Source organism: Rhodoferax sp. GW821-FHT10B06, from assembly GCF_059415605.1.
Genome location: NZ_JBWKNO010000002.1, coordinates 19741 through 42372, shown reverse-complemented (window position 1 = coordinate 42372; position 22632 = coordinate 19741). Strand labels below are relative to the sequence as shown.

General features: G+C 59.4%; 21 protein-coding genes and 2 pseudogenes. 4 read left to right on the top strand and 19 right to left on the bottom strand.

Annotation, left to right across the window (positions count from 1 at the left end; genetic code table 11):
• The first annotated feature begins 71 nt into the window (after positions 1 to 71).
• On the top strand, positions 72 to 2288 hold the full coding sequence (locus AC07O2_RS02995; RefSeq protein WP_495074264.1) for a rhodanese-like domain-containing protein: 2217 nt from the start codon (positions 72 to 74) through the stop codon (positions 2286 to 2288).
• Positions 2289 to 2509: 221 nt separating this feature from the next.
• Here the strand turns inward: AC07O2_RS02995 and metC are convergent, their stop codons facing one another.
• The 10 genes from metC to AC07O2_RS02945 all read right to left on the bottom strand — a co-directional run bounded on the left by metC (position 2510) and on the right by AC07O2_RS02945 (position 12922).
• Positions 2510 to 3721, bottom strand: coding sequence for a cystathionine beta-lyase (metC, locus tag AC07O2_RS02990; protein WP_495074263.1), 1212 nt, complete (start codon positions 3719 to 3721; stop codon positions 2510 to 2512).
• Positions 3718 to 4341 carry a cysteine dioxygenase family protein gene (locus AC07O2_RS02985; RefSeq protein WP_495074262.1) on the bottom strand — a complete coding sequence of 208 codons (624 nt, stop codon included), beginning with the start codon at positions 4339 to 4341 and terminating at the stop codon, positions 3718 to 3720. The genes metC and AC07O2_RS02985 overlap by 4 nt, the downstream gene beginning before the upstream one ends.
• A 21-nt stretch (positions 4342 to 4362) precedes the next feature.
• Positions 4363 to 5223, bottom strand: a complete 861-nt coding sequence (locus AC07O2_RS02980; protein WP_495074261.1) for an amino acid ABC transporter ATP-binding protein — start codon at positions 5221 to 5223, stop codon at positions 4363 to 4365.
• Positions 5210 to 6022, bottom strand: coding sequence for an amino acid ABC transporter permease (locus AC07O2_RS02975; RefSeq protein ID WP_495074260.1), 813 nt, complete (start codon positions 6020 to 6022; stop codon positions 5210 to 5212). The genes AC07O2_RS02980 and AC07O2_RS02975 overlap by 14 nt, the downstream gene beginning before the upstream one ends.
• On the bottom strand, positions 6012 to 6758 hold the full coding sequence (locus AC07O2_RS02970; RefSeq protein ID WP_495074259.1) for an amino acid ABC transporter permease: 747 nt from the start codon (positions 6756 to 6758) through the stop codon (positions 6012 to 6014). Before AC07O2_RS02970 ends, AC07O2_RS02975 begins: the two co-directional genes overlap by 11 nt.
• A complete protein-coding gene (locus tag AC07O2_RS02965) occupies positions 6755 to 8008 on the bottom strand; it encodes an aminotransferase class I/II-fold pyridoxal phosphate-dependent enzyme (protein ID WP_495074258.1) in 1254 nt (417 codons plus the stop codon). Before AC07O2_RS02965 ends, AC07O2_RS02970 begins: the two co-directional genes overlap by 4 nt.
• 18 nt (positions 8009 to 8026) lie before the next feature.
• The gene (locus AC07O2_RS02960; protein ID WP_495074257.1) at positions 8027 to 9439 is read right to left on the bottom strand and encodes an FAD-binding oxidoreductase; all 1413 of its coding nucleotides are present in this window, start codon (positions 9437 to 9439) and stop codon (positions 8027 to 8029) included.
• Between the two features lie 28 nt (positions 9440 to 9467).
• A complete protein-coding gene (locus tag AC07O2_RS02955; RefSeq protein ID WP_495074256.1) occupies positions 9468 to 10331 on the bottom strand; it encodes a transporter substrate-binding domain-containing protein in 864 nt (287 codons plus the stop codon).
• Positions 10332 to 10396: 65 nt separating this feature from the next.
• A complete protein-coding gene (locus AC07O2_RS02950; protein WP_495074255.1) occupies positions 10397 to 11251 on the bottom strand; it encodes a transporter substrate-binding domain-containing protein in 855 nt (284 codons plus the stop codon).
• Between the two features lie 69 nt (positions 11252 to 11320).
• Positions 11321 to 12922, bottom strand: coding sequence for a rhodanese-like domain-containing protein (locus tag AC07O2_RS02945; protein WP_495074254.1), 1602 nt, complete (start codon positions 12920 to 12922; stop codon positions 11321 to 11323).
• Between the two features lie 134 nt (positions 12923 to 13056).
• On the opposite strand from AC07O2_RS02945, the pseudogene AC07O2_RS02940 reads away from it, so the two are divergent.
• Positions 13057 to 13458 (top strand): annotated as a pseudogene (locus AC07O2_RS02940) (ABC transporter substrate-binding protein); the annotation flags it as partial.
• 134 nt (positions 13459 to 13592) lie between these two features.
• On the opposite strand, the gene AC07O2_RS02935 reads toward AC07O2_RS02940, so the two are convergent.
• The 5 genes from AC07O2_RS02935 to AC07O2_RS02915 all read right to left on the bottom strand — a co-directional run bounded on the left by AC07O2_RS02935 (position 13593) and on the right by AC07O2_RS02915 (position 17212).
• Entirely contained in the window at positions 13593 to 14333 is a 741-nt protein-coding gene (locus AC07O2_RS02935; protein ID WP_495074253.1) for an ABC transporter ATP-binding protein, read from the bottom strand.
• On the bottom strand, positions 14330 to 15175 hold the full coding sequence (locus AC07O2_RS02930) for an ABC transporter permease (protein ID WP_495074252.1): 846 nt from the start codon (positions 15173 to 15175) through the stop codon (positions 14330 to 14332). The genes AC07O2_RS02935 and AC07O2_RS02930 overlap by 4 nt, the downstream gene beginning before the upstream one ends.
• Before the next feature lie 7 nt (positions 15176 to 15182).
• Positions 15183 to 16172 (bottom strand): aliphatic sulfonate ABC transporter substrate-binding protein, encoded by a 990-nt coding sequence (locus tag AC07O2_RS02925; protein ID WP_495074251.1) that lies wholly within the window; start codon positions 16170 to 16172, stop codon positions 15183 to 15185.
• 194 nt (positions 16173 to 16366) lie between these two features.
• Positions 16367 to 16474: a hypothetical protein gene (locus AC07O2_RS02920; protein ID WP_495074250.1), complete on the bottom strand. Its 108-nt coding sequence runs from the start codon at positions 16472 to 16474 to the stop codon at positions 16367 to 16369.
• Positions 16475 to 16492: 18 nt separating this feature from the next.
• Positions 16493 to 17212, bottom strand: a complete 720-nt coding sequence (locus AC07O2_RS02915) for an ATP-binding cassette domain-containing protein (protein ID WP_495074249.1) — start codon at positions 17210 to 17212, stop codon at positions 16493 to 16495.
• A gap of 282 nt (positions 17213 to 17494) precedes the next feature.
• Here AC07O2_RS02915 and AC07O2_RS02910 point away from each other — a divergent pair.
• A pseudogene (locus tag AC07O2_RS02910) lies at positions 17495 to 18196 on the top strand (IS256 family transposase); the annotation flags it as partial.
• A gap of 143 nt (positions 18197 to 18339) precedes the next feature.
• Here AC07O2_RS02910 and AC07O2_RS02905 read toward each other — a convergent pair.
• Positions 18340 to 19176 (bottom strand): aldo/keto reductase, encoded by an 837-nt coding sequence (locus tag AC07O2_RS02905; RefSeq protein WP_495074248.1) that lies wholly within the window; start codon positions 19174 to 19176, stop codon positions 18340 to 18342.
• Entirely contained in the window at positions 19158 to 19454 is a 297-nt protein-coding gene (locus AC07O2_RS02900) for a hypothetical protein (RefSeq protein ID WP_495074247.1), read from the bottom strand. Before AC07O2_RS02900 ends, AC07O2_RS02905 begins: the two co-directional genes overlap by 19 nt.
• Between AC07O2_RS02900 and AC07O2_RS02895 the strand changes: the two genes are divergently transcribed.
• Positions 19441 to 20064 (top strand): TetR/AcrR family transcriptional regulator C-terminal domain-containing protein, encoded by a 624-nt coding sequence (locus tag AC07O2_RS02895; protein WP_495074246.1) that lies wholly within the window; start codon positions 19441 to 19443, stop codon positions 20062 to 20064. The genes AC07O2_RS02900 and AC07O2_RS02895 overlap by 14 nt on opposite strands.
• 399 nt (positions 20065 to 20463) lie before the next feature.
• Here AC07O2_RS02895 and AC07O2_RS02890 read toward each other — a convergent pair whose 3' ends face one another.
• Together AC07O2_RS02890 and AC07O2_RS02885 are read right to left on the bottom strand one after the other, a co-directional pair.
• Positions 20464 to 21885, bottom strand: coding sequence for a heavy metal sensor histidine kinase (locus tag AC07O2_RS02890; protein WP_495074245.1), 1422 nt, complete (start codon positions 21883 to 21885; stop codon positions 20464 to 20466).
• Positions 21882 to 22553, bottom strand: coding sequence for a heavy metal response regulator transcription factor (locus AC07O2_RS02885; RefSeq protein ID WP_495074244.1), 672 nt, complete (start codon positions 22551 to 22553; stop codon positions 21882 to 21884). Before AC07O2_RS02885 ends, AC07O2_RS02890 begins: the two co-directional genes overlap by 4 nt.
• Positions 22554 to 22632: the final 79 nt, after the last annotated feature.

Below are 22632 nucleotides of genomic sequence, written 5' to 3'. Positions count from 1 at the left end.
TCGATTTTCTTCGTTGTTGTTGCAGCGCGGGCCGTCTACGCTCTGCCCATGTCCTTCGACGCATGTCCCACATGACCCAGACCCACATATCTCTCGATTTCAGTGGCAGCGATATCGCTAGCCAGCGCGCCCAGGCCGTAACGGCTTTCATCCATACGGCCCGTCGGCTTTTGCCAGAGCCGGCCAAAGCGCAAGCAGAGCAGCTGCGTACTGTCGCCCAGGCGCTGGAGCAGTTAGGGCTGCGACAAGACCTGTTCCCACAGGCGCAGTTCCCGGTGTCGACCGAAAACCCCGCGCAGGTGTATCGCCTGGCAGAGGACTTGGACGGCGATTTTGCGCTGTATGTGTCTGCTGGTTTGCCTGGCAAGGCGCAGCCACCGCACGACCACACTACCTGGGCCATCATCGCGGGCATCCAGGGCAATGAGCGCAATATGCTATACCGCCGCCACAAGACGGAGGACCCCTTACAAGACAGGCTGGAGCTGCGGCACACCGTGGACGTGGTGCCTGGTACCTCGGTCACACTGTTGCCCGACGATGTGCACACTATTAAGCTGCAAGATAGTGAACCCGGCCTGCACTTGCATTTCTACGGCTTGGCGCTCGAGCTGCTCCATGACCGGGTTGTCTTTGCCAGTAAAGAGGGCGGCACCTTCCGCAGGTTTGCGCCGCCCGCGTCGATCCGGCATGCGTTGACCAGTCCGCAGGAACTGAAAGCGGCACTGGGCGATGATGAAGAAATTGCCGTACTTGATGTGCGCGAGACGGGCGTCTTCAGCCACCGCCACATTCTGTTTGCGGCCTCTGCGCCACTGTGGCGTGTGGAACTGTTGATCGACCGGCTTGTGCCACGCAAAGACACCCGTATCGTGCTGGTGGATGCCAACGAAAGCTTGGTCCACCAAGCGGCTGCGAAGCTGGTACGGCTGGGTTGGCGCAATGTGTCCGTGCTGGCTGGCGGTACCGATGCCTGGGCGGCAGCAGGATTTGAAATTTTCAGCGGTACCAACGTACCCAGTAAAGCGTTTGGCGAGGTGATCGAACACCAAAAGCACACACCCTGGATCGACAGCGACGCGCTGCATCAGCGCATTGCGAATGGCGAGAACATTGTGGTGGTGGACAGCCGCACATCGGAGGAGTTTTCGCAGTTCAGCTTGCCGTTTGCGCACAGCCTGCCGGGTGCCGAGCTGGTTTACCGGATTGGTGAAATCGCACCCGACCCTGCCACTTTGGTTGTGGTGAACTGCGCAGGCCGCACCCGCAGCATTGTGGGTGCGCAAACGCTGATTGACGCAGGTATTCCCAACCCGGTGGTGTCACTGAAAGACGGCACCATGGCCTGGTTGCTGTCGGGCCGCAGCCTAGCCTACGGCCGTAGCGGAGACCTGCCCGAGCCTGGGCCGGACACGCTGGCAGCCGCGCGTCAGCGTGCCGCTGCGGTGGCTCAACGCGCGGGTGTGCAGCGCATCGATGCAGACACGCTGGCTCGCTTTGAGGCCGAGGCTGTCGAGCGCACGCTCTACCGTTTCGATGTACGCACCCAGCAGGAATATGCGGCCGGGCACCTGGAGGGATGGCGCTGGGCACCAGGCGGGCAATTGGTGCAGGCCAGTGACGAGTACGCAGGCACGCGCCGGGCGCGCATTGTGCTGGCCGACTGGGACGGTGTACGTGCGCTGACTACCGCCGCCTGGTTGGCCCAGTTGGGTGGCTACGAGGTGTTTGTATATGCACCTCCGGAGGCGACAACCCGGGTGACCGGGACTGAGCCTTTACGGATACAGGCCACGCGCGGTAGCGCGGTGCAGATTGCGCCGGTTCAAGCGGCCAAGTTGCTGGAGGCTGGCGGCGCATCTGTATTTGAGATCGATCGCCGTGCGGCCTATGAACGTCGCCACGTGCAAGGGGCCCGTTTTGCGGTGCCAGACCGGCTGGAGGAGTTCACGGCCGACATTCCCGTCAGCCAAACCGTGTTGCTGGTTTCTCCAGACGGAGTGCTGGCTACGACGGTGGCCGCGGAGTTGGCATACCGTACAGGCCGCGATGTGCGCGCCATTACCGGTGGGCTGGACGCCTGGGTGGCGGCAGCTTTGCCCACGGCAAGCGGTGCCGATGGTGTACTGACAGGAGATGATGACCACTGGTACAGCCCGTATGCCCATACCGATCTGTCACTGCGTGACGCGGGATTTCGGGCCTACCTGAGCTGGGAGTTGGGTCTGGTTGCGCAGCTGGAGCGCGAGGGGGATACCGGTATTCGGCTGCTGCCAGTGGAGGGTTAATTGCTATTTAAATAGTAGCTGCTAGCGCAGTATTTGTCTGCGCTAGAGGCATATATCTTGCGAATCCTGAGGGTAGTCTGCGTGGGGACGCTAGACTTGGGCTGACCAGCTACACAGTAGTTTGTCAGCCTTTTTTTCCGTGTACCGGAAGCTGCTGTGTTGGGTAATACACAGCAAACTCTGCTGGCGGCTGGTCTACAACTACGCAGCCTCCTTGTCGGTCACACGCGGAGCAATTTGTCGTGGATAAGGAATGCCTGGGTTAGATCACGGATGAGGTCCGCAGGATCTTCCAGGCCTATGTGCAGCCGTACCACAGGATTGTTACCTGTCCAGTGGCTGTGTTCTTGCAGCCGCTCGGGGGCCGCAATCAGCGCCAGGCTCTCGTAGCCACCCCAGGATGCGCCGATGCCGAAGAACTGCAGTGCGTCGACGAACGCGTTGGCAGCGTGGACGCCGTCCTGCCGGAATTCAAACGACACCAGTCCGCTGGCACCGCTGAAGTCGCGCTTCCAGAGCGTATGGCTAGGGTCATCGGGCAGGGCAGGGTAAAACACCCGTGCAACCTGTGCGTGGCGCTGCAGGTACTGCGCCACTTCGGTGGCGTTGCGCTGGTGCTGAGCCAGTCGTACCGGCAGGGTGCGCAAGCCCCGCAAGGCCAGATAGGCGTCGTCTGCACCAATGGTCAAACCCAGGGCTTCGTAAGCCAAGCTCAGCTTGGCCGCCAGTGCAGCACTGTCCACCACTACGACGCCTTGCATCACGTCCGAGTGACCTGCTATGTATTTAGTAGCAGCCTGCACAGATATATGGGCGCCGAGGGCTAACGGTTTGTAAAACCAACCACCGCTCCAGGTGTTGTCGGCCACGACGGTGGCGCCATGCGCGCGGGCGATGGCTGCCAGCTTGGGCAGGTCCAGCACTTCGTACAGCAAGGAGCTGGGAGATTCCAGGTACACCAGGCGCGTGTTGGGGCGTAACAGCGTTGCCAGGTCATCGCGCGCGGGTGAGAAGTATTCCAGCGTGATGCCCAGTCGTTGCAGCAGCGTCGTGTCAACGCGGCGCACGGGAGAGTACACGCTGTCTGCCACCAGCGCATGGTCGCCAGGAGACAGCAAGGCCAACAGGACCAGGGAGATGGCGGACAAGCCGGAAGGAGTCAGGAAGGCCCGGTACCCTCCCTCCAGCTGGGTGACGGCATCTTCCAGTGCCTGGTGGGTGTCCAGTCCATGGCGGCCGTAGGCAGCGACTCTCTCGCCCGCTGCGCGCCGATGGTGGTAGTCCGCATGGGCTTGGGTATTCTCAAACCGGACGGTGCTGGTGCGCACGACCGGTACGTTCACTGGCCCAGAGCCTTTGCGCAAGGCCGGAACGCCGGCATGCAGCAACTGCGTGGCAGCGCCTAGAGTGGCGTGAGGCGTGTTTGTCGTCATGCAGCGACTTTGCTGGGCTTGAATTGGGTGGCGTTGTAATTGACGACAGCGCCGGTTTCCAGGTCTATGCCGATACGACCAGTCAAGGTCTCCAGTGGCTGCCCATACAGGTGGAAGTGCAAAGTGGGTTGGTCACCTACCACATAGATGCTGTGGATATCGTCAGGCAAGAAGTCGACCGAGGTGCCCGGCTGTACGGTCAACTCGCGTACCAGCTCCAGCTGGGCGCGGCTGGGATTGCTGCCATCGTCGGTGCGGCGGTAGATGCGGTTCTGCTCCTGGCCCTCGACCGCCACGATGGATGCCCAGGTTGTGTGGTTGTGGGGGATGGTGGTCTTGCCGGGATTGATGGAATTCAAGTACAGCGCAATGCCGCTGCCACCGTCTTCTGGATTCAGGCGGTAGCGGGTGGATGCGCCAACGCCTTCTGTGATGGCCGGTGGTGGAAATGCATCGCGGGTGAACAGCGCAGACTGGGTGGCCAGCTTTTCCAGGCGGGCAGTGATATGGGCCAGGGTAATGCGGTCAATACTGTGATTGCCTGCAATCTGGCGAATATCGGTGAGTGCGCTTTGGATGGCTGCGTGGCGTTGTTCGGCAATGGTTTTGGCGGTGGTCATGGGTAGGTCCTTGGTTTCAATTCAGAAGGAAAAGCGCAGGCGCTCAAACGGCAGCGGGTCATAGACGGGGGCTGGTGGCATGCGGCCACGTGCGCCATCACCCAAAGCACGGTGTAGAAAGGCGCGGGTACGGTCGCTAGCAGGGTCTCCAAAGATACGTGCCGCAGGCCCGTGTTCGACGATCACACCGGCTTCGGTGAAGTACACCTCGTCACTGATTTCCTCGGCAAAGCGCATTTCATGCGTCACCAGTACACAGGTCATTCCCCCTTGCACCAGGTCCCGGATCACGGTTAGCACTTCGCCAACTGTCTCAGGGTCGAGTGCCGAGGTCACTTCATCAAACAGAATCAACTCGGGCTGCATGGCCAGTGCCCGGGCAATCGCCACGCGCTGCTGCTGGCCGCCGGACAATTCACCTGGGTAGGCGCTTTCCTTGTGGGACAGGCGAACCTTGTCCAGCAGAACGCGTGCTTCACGTACCGCATCGGCGCGGCTGCGCCCGACCACGCGGGTCGGGGCAATGACCAGGTTTTCCAACACCGACAGATGGGGGAACAGGTTGTATTGCTGGAATACAAAGCCCACGCGCTTGCGAAGTGCGATGAGTTCGGCCTCGGTACGCAGGACATCCACGCGGGTATCGCCAACCCGGATCTGGCCACGCTGGGGGCGCAGCAAGCCGGTCATGCAGCGCAGGATGGTGGACTTGCCCGAACCGGATGGGCCGATGATGGACACCGCCTGACCGCGCCGCACCTCCAGGTTGACACCGCGCAGGACATCGTTGGAGCCGAAGGACAGGTGTACATCGCGCAGTGCTACCAGGGGTGGTTCGCCAACGGCAGGGGAGGGAGATAGAAAGGAATCAGTAGCGGTCATGGCGTTGTTCCAGCGTGCGTGTGGCACGGGCAATCGGATAGCAGTAAGCAAAGAATAGGCTGAGCATGGTGAAGTACACCAGCACGGTGAAATCCGTGCGGGCCACAGTGTTGCTGGCAATCTGGGCGATATCGACCACGTCGTGTACACCGACCAGAGACGCCAGGGAGGTGCTCATGGTGATGCTGGCGTACAGGTTCATCCAGGGGGGGAGCATGCGGCGCAGGCATTGGGGAAGTACCACCAGGCGAAATATTTCACTCCGCCGGAATGCCAGCGACTGGGCTGCTTCCCATTGGGCGCTGGGGATCGATTGGATGGCACCACGGAAGATTTCCGCTACGTTGGCACTGGCCGGCAGCGCCAGGCCCAGCACCACCTTGACCCAGTCGGGGAAGGGAAATGTCCAGGACACCAGATGGATTTCAAAGGGAAATACATAGGTGGTGAAATAGATCAGAACCAGGATAGGCGCGTTGCGGAAGAACTGCACGTACCAGGATGTGGTGTTTCGCAGGATGCGCGTGGGTGAGAGTGACAAGGCGCCTACCACCAGGCCCACCAAGGTGCCCAATGCCATGGCCAACACGCTGATGCCGATATTCACCAGCAAGCCACGCAGCAAGGCCGGCAGCCATTTCCACAGGTGCACAAATGCGGCAGGCGTGGTGCCTGTCAATATCCAGAAAGCCACCACGGCAAGCGCTGCAAGCGCAACGACGGTCCATGGCCTGCGCCAGGGACCATGGCTTGGAGCGCCAGAGCTATCGCCAGCAGACAAAGCAAACTCATTGGCCATAGCCAGGCATCCTTAAATGGTTTTCCAGCCACCGCCCCGCGCGGCTGACCAGCCAGGTCAGCAAGCCGAAATACAGCAAGATGAGTAGCAGCAGCTCCAACACGTTGTCGCGCTGGGTCCAGATCATGATGGACTCGTAGGTCACATCGCCAACCGCAATCGCTGAGGCTACGGCGGTCATCTTGACCAGGTCCACCAGGTTGTTGACCAGGGAAGGCAATGCAAACCGCAAGGCCAGTGGCAGTTCGATCCGCCACAGCAGTTGGCGCCGTGAAAAGCCCAGCGAGCGGGCGGCTTCCAAGGTCACACGCGGCACGGCCTCTATACCGGCACGCAGGGCCTCGGCATGGAAAACCCCTTTGTGCAGTGCCACCACGATCACTACCCATACAAAGGGAGTGAGTGGGTTGCTGCCCGGTGTCTTGAATTGCTGGGTGATGAGCATGTTCAGCACCAGGAAGGCGCAGTACAGCTGCACCAGCGTGGGCGTATTGCGGGTTACCTCCACAAAGGCTCGCGCAGGCTGGGCCAGCCAAGCTTTGCCGGAGGTCAGCGCACTGGCGATCAGCACCCCTGCCAGCAGGCTGCATGGAATGGTGATTGCGCACAGCTGCAGGGTTACGCCCAGGCCGCGCAGGAAAGCCTGCCGCTCGCCGGTGTCCAGCATGAATGCATAGTTCAAACCAATAGGCTTCAGCACCGCCACCGCGGTGGAAAGCCACGTTACGTCGCTCATACCGTTGCCAGTTCTAAGGGGGAGGTATGCCCTCTGCGCAAGGTGGATACAGCGCGCGCAATGCGGGTGACGGCATCTTCCAGCACCGCGTCACTGGCTGCGATGGAGATGCGAAAGTAGGGTGACAAGCCATAGGATGCGCCATCGACCACGGCAACGCCTTCCGACTCCAGCAACCAATCCACCACATCGGCATCTGAGCTGATCAGCTTACCGTCGGGGCGTTGCTGGCCGATCAAGGCAGAGCAGTTCACATAGGCAAAGAAGGCGCCTTGGGGGCCCAGCAGACTCAGACCGGGAATCGCGTTGAGTGCCTGGGTCACAAAGCGACCGCGCCCGGCATAGGCCAGACGTGACTGGGCGACGAAGCTTTGGTCTGCAGATTGCAAGGCCCATGCGGTCGCAGCCTGACCAATGGAGTTCGGTGCGGACGACACCTGCGATTGGACGACCGTCATCGCCTTGACCAAGGGCTCGGGGCCTGCACCCCAGCCAATTCGCCATCCCGTCATGGCATAGGTTTTGGACGCACCATTGACCAGCAGGGTGCGCTCGTGCAAGTCAGGTGCTGCATGCAAGAGATGGACGGGAGGCTCTGTCGTGAACCAGATGTGCTCGTAAATCTCATCCCAGAGCACCAGCAGGCGGGGGTGGCGACGCAGCACCTCGGCCAAGGCCAGCAGTTCTTCCAGCGTGTACACCGCACCTGTTGGGTTGCCTGGGGAGTTTAGGATCAGCCACCGGGTGTGCGGCGTAATAGCCTGCTCCAGCGCTTGCGGGCTAAGTTTGAAGTTGCTGCTCTCGTCGCAAGTCACGATGACGGGTGTGCCATCGTTGATGCGCACGATATCGGGAAATGATGGCCAGTAGGGAGTGGGCACGATCACCTCATCGCCGGCGTCCACAGTAGCAGCCAACGCCTGGTAGATCACCTGCTTGGCTCCATTGGCCACAATGATCTGGGAGGGGCCGTAGTCCAGCGCATTTTCCCGCTGGTATTTGGCGCTGATGGCTTGACGCAGTGCTAGTGTTCCGGGTGTTGCGGTGTACTTGGTATCGCCCTGGGCCAAGGCTGCAATGGCGGCCTGCTTGATGGGCTCAGGAGTATCAAAATCGGGTTCGCCTGCGGTCAATACCAAGATGTCACGGCCTTGGGCTGCCAATGCAGCGGCGCGTGCGCTGGCGGCGGCATTGGCGGAGAGTTTGACGCGCTGTACGCGCTGCGAAAGAGCAAAGGGTGGAGTGGGCACGGGTGTGGGTCTAGAGGTTTATGGCAATACCTTGCCGGGGTTCAGTAGGCCCAAGGGGTCCAGGGCCTGCTTGATACGGTGCATCAGGCTGAGTTCAATCGGTGTTTTGTATTGCGCCAGCAGGCCGCGCTTGGTCTGGCCAATGCCGTGCTCCGCGCTGATGGAGCCGCAATGCGCATGTGCGCTGTCGTGCACCACGACGTGGATGGCGTCTTCAAGTGCAAAAAATGCCTGGATGTCCTGGCCCGGGGCATGAGACACGTTGTAGTGCAGATTGCCGTCTCCCAGGTGACCAAACGCAACGGGCCTGACTCCTGGGAACTGCGCCTGCAGCCGCTCTGCCGTATAGCGTAAGAAGGCCTGCACTTGCGAAATAGGTACGGAAATATCGTGCTTGATATTGCCGCCGTCGCGCTTCTGCGCTTCGCCCAACGCCTGATCGCGCAGTCGCCACAAAGCCTCGCGCTGCTGCAGACTTTCGGCTACCGCTACATCACCTACCAGTCCATCTTCATACGCGGCGCCCACAACGGACTCGAAAAGCGTACGGGCATGTGCTTCGTTCTCCTCGTCCGACAGTTCTACCAGCGCATACCAGGGGTGTTCCAAGTTCTTCAGGGGTATCTGTTGCTCCGGTACGTGCTGTGCAATCAAGCCGAGCGCTGTATCAGACAGCAGCTCAAATGCCGTCAGACCAACCCCAAAGCCAGCTTTGGCTTGGCCCAGAAAGGCAATGGCATCCCGAATACAGGCAAAGGCCACCAGAGCGGTTTGCTGCGCGGCAGGCAGGGGGTAGAGCTTGAGCGTTGCAGCGGTGATGATTCCCAGCGTGCCTTCGCTGCCAATGTAGATGTCTCGCAGTGCATAGCCGGTGTTGTCCTTGCGCAGACCGCGCAAGCCGTTCCAGATGGCGCCTTCGGCGGTGATGACTTCCAGGCCCAGGGTAAGCTCGCGCGCATTTCCATAGCGCAACACCTGTGTTCCACCCGCGTTGGTGCCCAGATTGCCACCGATGGTGCAGCTTCCTTCGGAGCCCAGACTCAGCGGGAACAGCCGTTGTGCGCTATGGGCCGCAGCCTGCACATTTGCCAGTACGCAGCCGGCCTCGACGGTGATGGTGTCGTTCTCCGTATCGACGTTGCGTATCTTGTTAAGTCGCCCCAACGACAGCAGTATGGACTGGCCAAGGTTGTCGGGTGTTGCTGCGCCCATCAAGCCTGTGTTACCGCCCTGCGGCACGATGGGCGTGCGGTGGGCATGGCAGAGGCGGACGACTTCGGCCGCCTGCGCTGTATGTGCCGGACGTACCACGGCCAGTGCACGCCCCGTCAAACGGCGGTGGTGGTCTGTCAGAAAAGGTTCTGCATCAGCATCCAGCAACACATGCGCATCGCCAACGATGTCGCGCAACAGTGTGAGCAGAGTGGCCATATGCAGATCCCGTGGCTGTTGCGGATGCTTATTTCAGATCCGCTTCGAAGGGCGCGCGGTCAAAGCGGCCCTGCTGGGCCTTCTGGTTGGCCGCACGGATGTATTCGTCCGGTACACCGTTTTTGCGGGCTAAGGCCAGCAGCAGGCCTGAGCGGTGCCAGTCCTGAATGGTCTTGTCCACCAGGGCTTGGGTATCCGCTTCGCCACGGCGCGTCCAGATCACGGTGGGTGAGGGAATCAGTTGTTCGGTGGTCGCTAAAGCATAGTCTTTCCATTCCGCCGCACTTTCACCGTTCAAGGTGTAGTGCATTGCTGGGTAGATGTGGACCGAGGCTGTGCAGGTACCGCCTTTCAGGGCCAGCAATGATTCGGGAATGCCGCGCAGTCCTTTGACAATCGCACCATAAGTCTCTTGCAGGGGTTTGGTGAAATTGCTGCCTTGCGACACACAAGCTACCTTGCCGCGCAAGTCTTCCCACTTGTGGATGCCGCTGTTCTTGGCGACTATGGCTCCACCGCCCACCAGGTTGTAGGGGGTTGGTGCGAAGCTGAGAATCTCGTTGCGCTCCTTGGTCCACTGGATATTGGCTATCAGCAGATCTACCTTGCCAGCCTGCAAGAACTGCACGCGCGTTGATGCAACGACGGAAACGACTTCAAGTTCTACACCCAGGCGTTTGGCAATATCGCGTGCCAGGTCTACCTGGAAGCCGGCTATCTGGCCTGTTGCGGTGTCCAGCACGCCAAACGGAGGGCCAACGCCATCAACGCCGACGGACAGCTTGCCGCGCTGTTTGATCTTGTCCAGCGTAGCATCGGCATGGGCCACGCCCAGTCCACCGAGCATCAGGCTGGCACTCAGTAGTGCGCGCAGAGAATATAGGGATGTCATACAGAAATTTCTGACCCACAGAAATCGTGGAGAAATTGTGGGTATCAGGAATACAAAAGAAAAGATCAGGGGGTGGCTTTGAATTTGGCTTGCAATTCGGCGAGCAGCGGTTGCGCCGGCCGGATGCCCAGATTGCGCTCGGTGCTAATCAGCCAGCCGGTGCGGTGCCAGTCCTGGATGACTTTGTCTACCGCAGCAATCGTGTCGGCCTCACCCTTGCGGGTCCAGACTACCGATGGTGCAGGACGCAACTCTTCAGTGATCGGGGCGACATAGCCGGCCCATTCAGTGCTGTCCTTGAGCAGTGGGTAGATCAGCGTCGCGTCATGCACAGCCGCTACACAGTTGCCGCCACGCAGTGCAAGCAGAGATTCGGAGGACGTCTTGAAGCCGCGCACCTGTACGCCGTAGTTGTCTTGCAGTGGCTTGACAAAGCTGCTGCCTTGCGAGGCGCAGACTGTCTTTCCGCGCAAATCTTCCCACTTGGTAATGCCCGAAGTCTTGAGGGTGGCCGCCGTTCCGCCAACGCGGTAGAAGGGGGTGGGCGCGTAACCAAGAATCTCACCGCGCTCTTCGTTGTATTCCATCGATGCGATCAGCAGGTCAACCTTGCCGGACTGCAGCAGCTGCACCCGTGTCGATGGCTGTACCTGCACCAGTTCAACATCGTAGCCAAGCTTCTTCGCCAGATTGCGGGCCAGTTCGGGGTTCCAGCCCACGGGTTGCTGCGTGGCCGGGTCGATGGAACCAAACGGACCACCGCTGATATTGACGCCAATCACGACCTTTCCGCGTTGCTTGATTTTGTCCAGAGTAGCGTCGGCATGGGCAGTGCCCGCCACCAACCCCAGCAGAGATGCGCAGCCCACCCACAGACGCAGATGGCTTGCAAAAGAAATGTTTTTTCCGATATATGGCATAGCCGACAGATTCGCAAATGAATAAGCGGCTATCTTCTAATAACCAACTGTTCTAGCCAACGAAGCTATTCAGATATGGATATGCGCGGTTTGGGAACCTGGCAAGCGAAAAATGCCAAGCTCGTCGGGTGCGCATTGGGCGATCAAGCCGGTTTCCCAGGCCAGATATCGGCGCGCAGCATCCAGGTTGCCTTCATGCCGGTCATGCACGAAAAACAGATAGTCGATCGCATCAGTTTCCGTCGGCATATTGGGTGTTGCCTCTATGGGCAGGCCGGCGGTGACCCAGCTGTCTATGAATGTCCAGTGCACATCGTGCAAGCCTGCTTTGTGTAGATCCTTGGCCGCAAGCTGAGCGATTGCGGCACTGGATGCCACCAGCAAAATGGCCCGACTGTCGCCATGTGTCTTCGCGTCTGCGACCACCTTGGGCCGCACGGACCATCGGGCCCCCACAGGGTGCCGCTGGCGATATGCCATAGAGCTTTGCAGATCCAGCAGCACAGGTCTATGGCGCGCGAGGAATAACTCCAAGGCGTCAGCGGAAATTCCCGGCAACGGAGGTGGTTCATAGGTGGTGGAGGGCGGTACACGCAATGGCGCATGGATGCCTTTTTCCACAACGGCGGTGTCGAAGCCAAGCCTGCGCAGCCATGCCGCGACCACAGGTGCGCGTACGCCCTCATCGTCCAGCAGCAGCACGCGGCTACCGCGTACGCCAATGGTCTGGTCAGTGGCCTGCAGCAGCTGTCCGCCGGGTGCATGGCGGGCGCCAGGCAGGCTGCCTGCGGAAAACTCCTCGGCGCTGCGAATGTCCAGCACATAGGTGGTTCGCTGCGGAGTGTCCAGCCATTCCTGGGCTTGCTGGGCCGTGAGTGTGAGGACGCCTGCCTCGACGGCAACCCGCGAAGCAGCGGCTTGGTCTTCGGCATGGGCTTCGGCTGTGTTGGTATCTCGGCGCGTGCTGCCGCGCTCCAACTGCAGGTCAGCCAGTGCCCAGCCCTGGGTGCCATTCTCCAGCGCTACCACCGGATTGGGAATACCCAGGCTGCGCAGAATTTGGGCACCAATGATGCTACGGGTACGGCCTGCGCAATGGACCACGATGGGGGTCTGCGCATCCTTGACCAAGCCTCGCCAACGTAGTGCAAGCTCCCCGTTGGGTACCGATACTGCACCCGGCAATGTCATCTTGCGATGCTCTTCAAAAGTACGTCCATCCAATAGCAGCAAGGGCTCACCGGAGAGTTGGCGCGCGCTGAGTTCATGGGCCGAAATATGCGGCGTCGCATAAGCGAGCTCTACCAGTTCGCCAAAAGTTTTGGAGGGTAGATTCACGCCTTGGAACAGGGTGTAGCCGGCCTTTGCCCATGCGGGGGCGCCACCTGCGAGCACATGTACCTGGGTATAGCCTAAGGCGTGCAGTTCATCGGCAGCGCGTTGTGCAACGCCATCGTCTGCATCTATAAGAACGGTGCGGGTGTCTCTGCGCGGCACCAATTGCACCACTTCCAGCTCTAGGCGGCTGTAGGCCAGTGGTACAGCAAAAAACGGGTGCCCTTCACCAAACTGTCCTGCTTCACGGACATCAAGTAATGCGATTTCTTGGTTGTCATTCAGCCACCGTTTTAAGGTGGCTGCAGAAATGTGGAGATGCGATTCAAAAAACATGGGGAGAGCTTGGTGCTGACAAAATAAAGCAGTAACCATAGCGCCGATAGGGCACTCTCTTATGGAAGCTTCTTGAATATGGATAGATGATTTTTGTGGGCAACCAAGGGCCTGTCAGGTTGGTGACGGAAGTTGTCCACGGCAAGCCACTTGCCTACGTATTCGAGGACAGCCAGAGCGATCTGCGTCAGGCTGTTGGGCTGGCGAAAAAGTTTGTCAACGACCCACGCATCCGTATAGAGATCGGAGTTTTTTCGAGTCCTGCGCTCATGACCCTGTGGCCCATTTACCAGCGTGCTGGGCTGGTGCAGTTTGGCTTCGCAAATTTCCATCCCGACTTCACGAAGAGAGGAGATTACATTTGGAACCCCTCTGTCAGTCCAACCAACGCGCAGCCGCTGCTGGCCGACCTAGCAGTGAAGACGCTGGGTTTTAAACGTGTAGCGGTGCTGTTTCTGAACACCGGTTGGGGTCGTACAAGCCGTGATGTATTTGTCAAGCCAGCCGAAGCGCGCGGAGCGCAGGTGGTCAGGGCCCTTACGCTCTGGTGTTGCGCACGCAGGCAGATGGCAACCTGGATGTAAGGCGCACGCACGGTGCGCTGATCGAACTGGAGCCTGGCAACCCAGCTTCTACGGCCCGTACTTCCTAAGCGGGCTATATAAGTCGATCAGAACGCGTGTGCCTGCTGCAATGCCTGGCGTACCGAGGCTACGGCTGAACCTACGGCTGCGCTGTCACGATCACGCGGGTGTGGCGCTGTCACGGGTACTGTTTCTGCAATGCGGCCGGGTGCCGCCTCGAACACTAGCACGCGGTCGCCCAGGTGCACTGCCTCGTCGATGTCGTGGGTCACCATCAGCACCGCGATGCGGTGCGCGCGAGCGACATGCAGCAGCAATTCTTGCAGTTTGAGGCGGGTGAAGGCGTCCACTGCGGAAAACGGCTCGTCCAACAGTAGTACCCGTGGCTGTACCAGCAGGCCTCTGGCGATTGCCACGCGCTGCGCTTGCCCACCTGACAGTTCCTTGGGAAGCCGTTCGCCAAAGCCGGCCAGGCCGACTTCCTGGAGCAGTACTGTCGCTCGTGCGATGTCTTCTGCACCGCGGCCATCGAACGCCACGTTGGCGGCAACTGTCAACCATGGAAAGAGCCGGGGTTCCTGGAAGACAAAGCGTATGTCGCGCGTCGGCGCGGTGATGGCTTGGCCATTCAGTAGAACCTGCCCCTGGTAGTCGCGGTCGAGCCCGGCAACGATGCGAAGGAGCGTGCTCTTGCCGCAGCCACTTGTTCCGACCAGCGTGACGCACTCACCCTCGGCAAGCTGCAAGCGAACATCGTGCAGCACTTCGCTGGCCACGAAGTGCTTGCGTCGAATATGGACGTCGAGCAACGTTGAAAGTGCAGTCATCGCGTGACTACCGTGTCGCGCCAAGCGAGCCAGCGGCTCTCCATGGCCTGCATGCCACTGTCAGTGAGCTTGCCCATGACTGCCAGCAGGACAATGGCTGCCAGCACAATGTCCACGCGACCGGTTTCGCGCCCATCGGTCAGCAGATAGCCCAGGCCCCGTGTTGCTGCAATCAGCTCCGCGGCCACCATGAACATCCATGCCAGGGACAACCCATTGCGCAGACCTGTCCAGATCGCTGGCAGCGCCGCAGGCAACAACACGCGACGCGCCAGAGCGATAGAGCCGAGGCCGGCCATTTCTGCGACTTCGATCAGCTTGCGGTCGACATCCCGCAGTCCTGAAGCGACTCCCATGTAAACGGGAAAGAAGGCGCCTATGGCGATGAGTGCCAGCTTGGCAGCTTCGTCGATGCCAAGCCATAGCAATAGCAGCGGAACCCATGCCAGTGAGGGTATAGCTCGCAACGCCTGGAAGGTCGGGTCCAGCAGTGCTTCAGCGCGCTGACTCAGGCCCACCCAGACCCCTAGGGATATCGCCAATGCGGCACCCAAGATGAAACCGATGAGTACCCGTGCCGTACTGATCAACACATGGTTAGCAAGGTCTCGGCCCGCCAGTTCGACCAATGTGCGAGTGATCTCGCTCGGCGGCGGTAGCAAATGGGCTTCCACCCAACCTTGGCGCACGGCGAGCTCCAGGCCGAGCAGTAGGGTGATGGGAATCACCGCACCCAACCAGCGGGACGGTAGGCGGCGCACGGAGTGCGAGCGCGCGGGCGGAACCTGCCGTACTACGGGTACCAGCGGGGCCATCGATTCCGGCGGCGGCAAGGCGCTCATATCCGTGTCACGCCGCTGCGCCAGTGCTCAAGGCACGGGCGAACTTCGTGTCGACCAGGTCGGTTATGACCTGGTTGAGGTTGGTGCCAGGTTTGACCAGCTGTTCTTCGAGAAGAATCGGCGAGGCGGCTTGCAGGGCCTTGACGTGTTCAGACGAGGGAGTTGGATTGCTCAGGTCGGTGCGCAGTTTCAGCTGCAGAAGCGCAACCTCGAGGCTGACCTTGGCTTCTTCCGACAGGATACGCGCGGCCTCGGTCGTATTGGCCAGCGTCCATTTGCGTGCTTTTTCGTAGGCACTGATCACGCGCTGCACTTCGGCCGGATGGTTTGCCAGAAAATCTTCGCGTACATTCAGAAAGCCATAGGTATTGAAGGCTACGTTGCGGTAGATGAGCCGTGAGCCGGCGTCGAGCTCGCTTGCGGCCATCAGCGGGTCGAGCCCGGCCCAGGCGTCTACTCGGCCCTGTTCAAGAGCTGTGCGCCCATCAGCATGTTGCAGGCTGACATGCTCGATGTCGCTGCGGCGCAACTTCACAGTTTGCAGTGCGCGTAGCAGAAATAGGTAGGGATCAGTTCCCTTTGTTGCCGCAATCTTCTTGCCTTTCAGGTCAGCCAAGGTGCGGATGTTGGAGTCTCTCCGGACTACCAGTGCCGTCCATTCAGGTCGGGAAAAAATATAAGGGGTTCGGATGGGGTTGCCGTTCGCACGGGCGAGCACTGCTGCCAGCCCAGCGCTCGAGCCAATATCGATGCTGTTGGCATTTAGATACTCCAGGGCTCGGTTGCTGCCAGCACTCAGAACCCACTTGACGTCGATACCATCTTTCTTGAATTCCTGTTCTAGCCAGCCGAAGCGCCGCAATACCAGGCTGGTAGGGGAGTAGTAGGCATAGTCGAGCCGAACTTCCTTGAGTGTGTCAGCTGCGCGCGCTATGACAGGCAGCGCAAAGGTCGTAGCGCCTGCAACGGCGCCGTGGAGGACTGAACGGCGTTTCATCAAAATTTCCTACGTGCAAGAATGCAAAGGTGCGATGCTAGCGACGTAGCTGTGCGGCGACAAATTCGAAAACCGTGTTTGTTTATGCGGATGGCGGTAATGAAAAGTAGCCAGCCATGGATGGAGCAGTGACTATGCTGCGGTGTCTATGAGACTGGCGCAGCGGCCCATTCCATTCTTATGGGGCTTGTGGGTTATGGCGTTCGATGTCGTGCATCGACGTTTTGGCCGGGAATGGCTGCCAGCAGCTCGCGGGTGTAGGCATGTTGCGGGGCTGCAAAAACTGCGTCAGCAGGCCCCACCTCTACCAACTGCCCACGCTACATGCCCCCGACCTGGTCGCACATATGCCGCACTACAGCCAGGTTGTGGCTGATCAGCAAGTAGGTCAGCCCGAATTGTTCTTGCAGGTCGCGCATCAGGTTCAGCACCTGGGCCTGCACCGACACGTCTAGCGAGGACGTGGGTTCGTCGCAGACGATGAATGCGGGCCAGCTGGCCAGGGCCCGGGCGATGGCGATACGCTGGCGTTGCCCGCCTGAAAACTGGTGCGGGTAGCGCCTGCCGTCGTCCGGCGACATACGTACGCGGCGCAGCGCGTCGGCCACGCGTTCCTCGGTTTCCGCGCGTCTGTGGGTCAGGCCCAGAACCTCCAGGGGTTCTGCAATCAGGCTGTCCACGCGCCTGCGCGGGCTGAGGCTGGCATACGGGTCCTGGAAGATCATTTGAAAGCGCTTGCGCAATTGCACTGTACCTCGGGCGTCGGCCCATCGGTCTATGCCGTCGATCAACACGCGTCCTGCGGTCGGCGGCGTCAGGCCGGCAATGATGCGCGCCATGGTGGATTTGCCCGAGCCCGATTCGCCGACCAGCCCGAAGCTGCTGCCGCCGGGTATATCGAAGCTGACGTCCTGCACCGCGTGCAGCACCTTTTTCGGCTGCCCTGCCAGGGCGCACAGCAGCCAGCCGGCTGACCGAAAGTCCAGGGTGGTGCAGAGTGTGTGAGCGAGGACGCGCGGGGAGCCTAAAGAGGCAAACACAACCGCGTGCAACGCGTGCTCACAGGATGACGGGATTATGGGTACGGCATCGGGTGCCGACCAAATGCTCGACAACCATGGCAGGTTTCAGGAATGCCCAGCGATGAACGCTGGCAAGGCCACAGGGCGTTGTACTACGAGGAAACCACAGTGCCGTCACCTCGTGGGGCGATGGCGATTCCGGTTCAAGGACCGGGGGGAGGGCAGGTAACGTCTGTGACGCCTTGAGCTTCGCGATGGAGCAGGGCCGGGATGGCCCTCGGGAATCTGTCGTGGACGCCGATCCGCGAGGATGCGGTGGTGCGCTCCAAGGCAGTTTATCTGGCCCTGGGCGTGCTGCCCGACGGCAGCCGAGACATCTTGGGCATCTGGATGGAGAACACCGAAGGTGCCAAGTTCTGGATGAAAGTCTTCAACGAGCTCAAGACGCGCGGGGTGCACGACATCCTGATTGCCGTCACCGATGGCCTCAAGGGCATGCCCGAGGCGCTGGGGGTGGTGTTTCCTGCTACGACACTGCAAACCTGCATCGTGCACCTGATCCGTAACAGCCTGGACTTCGCCAGTTGGAAGGACCGCAAGGCACTTGCTGCGGCCATCAAACCGATCTACACGGCAGTGAGTGCCGAGACGGCCGGGAGCGAACTGCACGTGTTTGAGGCTGGACTCTGGGGCCAGAAGTTCCCGACCGTCGTTGGTGCCTCGCGCAGGGCCTGGGACAAGGTCATCCCGTTCTTCGCCTTTCCGCCCGAGGTGCGGCGCGTGATCTACACGACCAACGCCATTGAGAGTGTGAATGCGAGGTGGCGCAAGATCATCAAGACGCGTGGACACTTCCCTAGCCACGATGCGGCCACCAAGTTGATCTGGCTAGCGCTGCGCAACATCACCGAGGACTGGGGACGGGCGGCCAACAACTGGAAATCAGCAATGAACCAATTCGCGATCCTCTACGAGGACCGGTTCACAAAATTGGGTACCTAAAATCCCCAACCAGTTTCACTAATCGGTAAAGGTTCAACGAGCCTTACACACGGAAATTCGGACACGCCTGGCTAGCTAAGCCATCTATTCCGAGCTAGCCAGTAAAAACGCTCACTAAGCTCGACTGAACCGATTTCCGAGTTTCAATCGTCTAGTAAGCTTAACTTGTCCCGCCAGAACCCTTCAGGGACAGGTTCTGCCATGCCTGCCTCGGTGTTCTCTGCCATATGAGCAGCATTGCTGCTGCCTGGAATAACGCAAGTAACTGCCGCATGGCTTAGGACGAACTTGAGCAGAATCTGCGACCAACTCATGCAGCCGATCTCACCGGCCCAGCCCGGCAGAGCCTTTTTTTGGAGACGCAACAGCAGGCCACCACCACCGAACGGCATATTGACCAAAACCGCTACACTGCGCTCTGAAGCCAGCGGCAACAGACGCTGGGCGGCGCCCCGGTCATCAATCGAATAATTGATCTGTAAAAAATCAAGCTTCTCAGTGCGCAGAATAGCCTCGACCTCGTCGTAGGCTGATGACGTGTAATGGGTAATCCCCAGATATCGCACACGACCAGCGTCTTTCCAGGCGCGCAGAGTCGGCAAATGGGTGCGGTAATCGACAAGGTTATGCACCTGCATCAAATCGACGGATGCGACCCGCAGCCTTCGCATCGACTCCTCCATTTGGCGTACACCCGCTTCACGTCCGTTCGTCCAGACCTTGGTGGCAATGAACGCGCCATATGGTGGTTTGTGCGCTTGAAGGAGTTGGCCGACCGCAGCCTCGGATTTGCCATACATGGGGGAACTGTCGACAACTTTGCCGCCATCTGTAAACAGTGCATCCAGCACCCCTGGCAGCTTGCCAAACCCCGGGCTGCCTGGGGCATGGTCAAAACCCAGCCATGTACCGCAACCGATGACCGGAATGGCTTCGCCGGTCGAGGGAATGAAGCGGGTCTTCATTGTGGTACTTGCCATACTGGCGTATTAGTTTGTTGCCCGTAAAAACCAGACCATGCAAGCACCAGTCCGGCAAGAACAATCAGCCCCGCAGCCAACGCACAAACTGCCTGCCAGCTGCCGATGGACCAAGTCCAACCGCCCGCAAGAGCACCCGATGCATCGCCTGTAAAGGTAGTAACCATGTAGATACTATTCAGGCGGCCACGGATAGTGTCACCCAGTCCAAAAATGCGGGTCTGGTTAGCAACTTGGCCGCTCTGGACCCCAAAGTCCAGCAGGTTGACTGCCAGCACCAGCGCAGCCACCGATGCCCCCCCGGAAAGAAGCAACGGCCACAGACAGGGCCATCGCCAGCAAGCACGCCGCACGCTGTACAACCAGTTCCCTGACGGTAAGGAATCCTTGTTTAGCGCCGTTGCCGAGCGCATGTGGCGCGCGTTTCCGGTCATGGATATTGCCACTGACGAGGATGCACTGTCTGATCCTGAGGCCGGATTGCGACGTATCGGATATGGTGTGGCAGCCTTCTGGGCACCGCCTCTTGCGGTTGCATTTCTTCGCATGGTGATTGCCGAAGGTCCCCGCTTTCCCGATCTGACACGCCGATTTTTTGAAGTAGGCAAAACACCTGCTGTCAGCGCGGTGCGGAACTACATCGCTGAACTCGGTCGACGCGGAACATTGAACGTGATAAACCCGGCTCTCGCATCTGCCCAGTTTCTCGGAATGATCGATGAATCGGTCTTGTGGGTTCGGGTGATGGGAAGCGAAAAAAAGCTGACGAAGGCGCAAATCAACGACGTTGTAGAGCAGGCGGTGACCATTTTCCTCGGGCATTACGGTCAAGCAGAGGGCAAGCTTCGAACGACCAGTCAAAGTACTAATAGCCTTAAGGCCAAATAATCAACATCAATTGCTGGTAATTCTCGTTTCGGTTTTGAGGGGCTTGCGCCAACGTCTTTTGAGGAGCCTTCATGACTTTCCAGTTGCGTAACATGAAATGTTTCCCCTAAGCGGTAGGATGCAAAGAGTGATTAACGCGGCAATAATGAGTGCCATTCGAAGCTGGTCGCTGCGACTGCAGTTCGCAGGAAGACTTTGTGGACTGAGGTCGGCTGCAGCAAGTTGTCGGCCTTTTTTGTTGACGATTTTGTTGATCTACTGCAATGAAGCTCGCGCTGTTAGAGCCGATCCAAACAGAGGTACCGCTCCTGGCTCATTTTTTGAGAAATGCCTGACAATTCACGCAGCTTGACCTATGTTGATGCCAACCAAGTGATTGAAGCACATTCAGTCGATGGGTCATGTCGGGGTGAATGCTATGTCAGGAAATCGCAATTCGAAGCGAATCAATCCTGGTATTGGGCATGACACCTCGGCCGCGCCGCCATGCAGGATCATGATGGCCTTGACAATTGCGAGGCCAAGTCCATTGGACTCGGTGTCGTGCCTGCGCGCTGTGTCGCCACGGTAGAAGCGGTCGAAGAAGCGCCCAAGGTGTTCGGGGGATATGAGCCCGCCATCGTTTTCGACGGCGATCGTCGCACCAGTGGGGCCTTGGGTCCCTCTCAGCCGCACTGTCGTGCCCTTCGTGGCATGTCGCACAGCATTGAGCACCAAATTGTTTATGGCTCGCTGGCACAGTGCAGGTTCGGCATGCACGACCCCTTCGGCCACGATCTCGAAGCGCAGCCCATTTTCATCGGCGGGCCCTTCAAAGTAGTCGGCGATTTTCTGCAAGGTGTCGCTTAGCGAAATCTCATTACGCTCGATGCTTAACGCAGCATGGTCGGCCTGCGCGAGGAACAGAATATTCTCAGCGATTGAGCGCAACCGGTTCAACTCTTCGAGATTCGATTCGAGCGTCTCGCGGTATTCATCGGCCGGACGCAGCAAACGAAGCGCCACCTGGGTCTGGCCGATTAATGCGCCGATGGGCGTTCGAATTTCATGCGCGAGGTCTGCCGAAAACTGCGACAGGCGCTCATAACCGAATGCAATGCGGTCAAGCATCGCATTGACGGCCTCCACCATCTGCCGCACTTCGTGCGGCAGCCTCCGCGCGTCAAGGCGTGCTGCAAGATTGATCGGACCGATCTGCTCCGTCTTTGTTGCGAGTTCGCGCAAGGGCCGCAGACCGTGGCGCATCACGGTGTAGGCGAGCAGCGTTGCAGCGAGCATTGCAACTGCGCTCGCTAGGAAGATACGGTCGCGCAACGCGGTGATCATCTCCATTTCATTGAGAAACGGGTGCCCCGCGACAATCTCAATTGGCTCGCCATCTTCACCAGAGCGGGCAATGGCTGCTACCCAGTGCATCGGTATGCCGGCATGCGTCTGCGTCAATACGTCGTCCAACGTCAGCGGACGGTTGATCGCCGCCGTCGCAAGCTCTGGCACTGGCACCCGCTCAGGGTTGACCTGAATAAACGGGACTGCGCTAGACCGGCGGAGTAGCAACACATCGCGCTCTGCGCCAAGCATTGTCTCGGATAACACTGGCCGATCGCGCAGACCGGTTACCGTGTAGCTGTCACCGACCAACCGGCGGAAGTGCTCTACACGGCCGATCAGTAGCAGGTCCTGATACCGGTTCATTGACATCCGTGCCGTCTGATAGAAGTACATTCCCAGCGAGGCGGTAACCAGGCAGGCGACGAGGGCGAGCAACAGGGTCGCCCGCGTGGCAAGCGAGTTTGTCGAGTTACGGGTCACGATCTTCATGTGCCATCGCCAAAGCTGTAGCCGATGCTACGCACGGTATGAATCAGCTTCTTGTCGAAGGGCTGGTCGATCTTTGCGCGCAGCCGCTTGACTGCTACATCGACGACGTTGGTATCGCTGTCGAAATTCATGTCCCATACTTCCGAGGCGATCTGCGTACGAGATAGCGCTTCGCCCTCCCGCCTGATTAAGAGATGCAGCAGTAGGAACTCTTTGTTGGTCAACATAATTTCGACGCCTCCACGTGTGACCTTACGTCGCAAGACGTCGAGCCTCAGGTCAGCACATTCGAACACCTCAGCCTCACGCACCACGCCGCGGCGCAGCAACGTGCGGATGCGCAAGACCAGTTCGGTGAACGAGAAGGGTTTGACAAGATAGTCATCGGCACCGAGCTCAAGGCCGTGAATTCGGTCATGCAACTGGTCGCGGGCACTGAGAAAGAGGACCGGCAGGTCGCGTCGCTCACGCAGTGCCCCCATAATCTGCCAGCCATCAATGCCCGGCAACATCACGTCGAGCACCACCAGCTCGTAGGTATTCTCTAACGCTATATGCAGCCCATCGGTTCCGGTGCGTGCGAGGTCTACGGCATAGCCGCACTCTGTCAAGCCCTTCTTCAGGTAGTCACCCGTCTTCGGGTCGTCTTCAATCACCAGGATGGTCATGCGTCGAAATTTTCTCCGAAAACCTCGGCTGTATTAATGACATTTTTGTAATCAATACGTCACTCATAGGAGCTTGAGC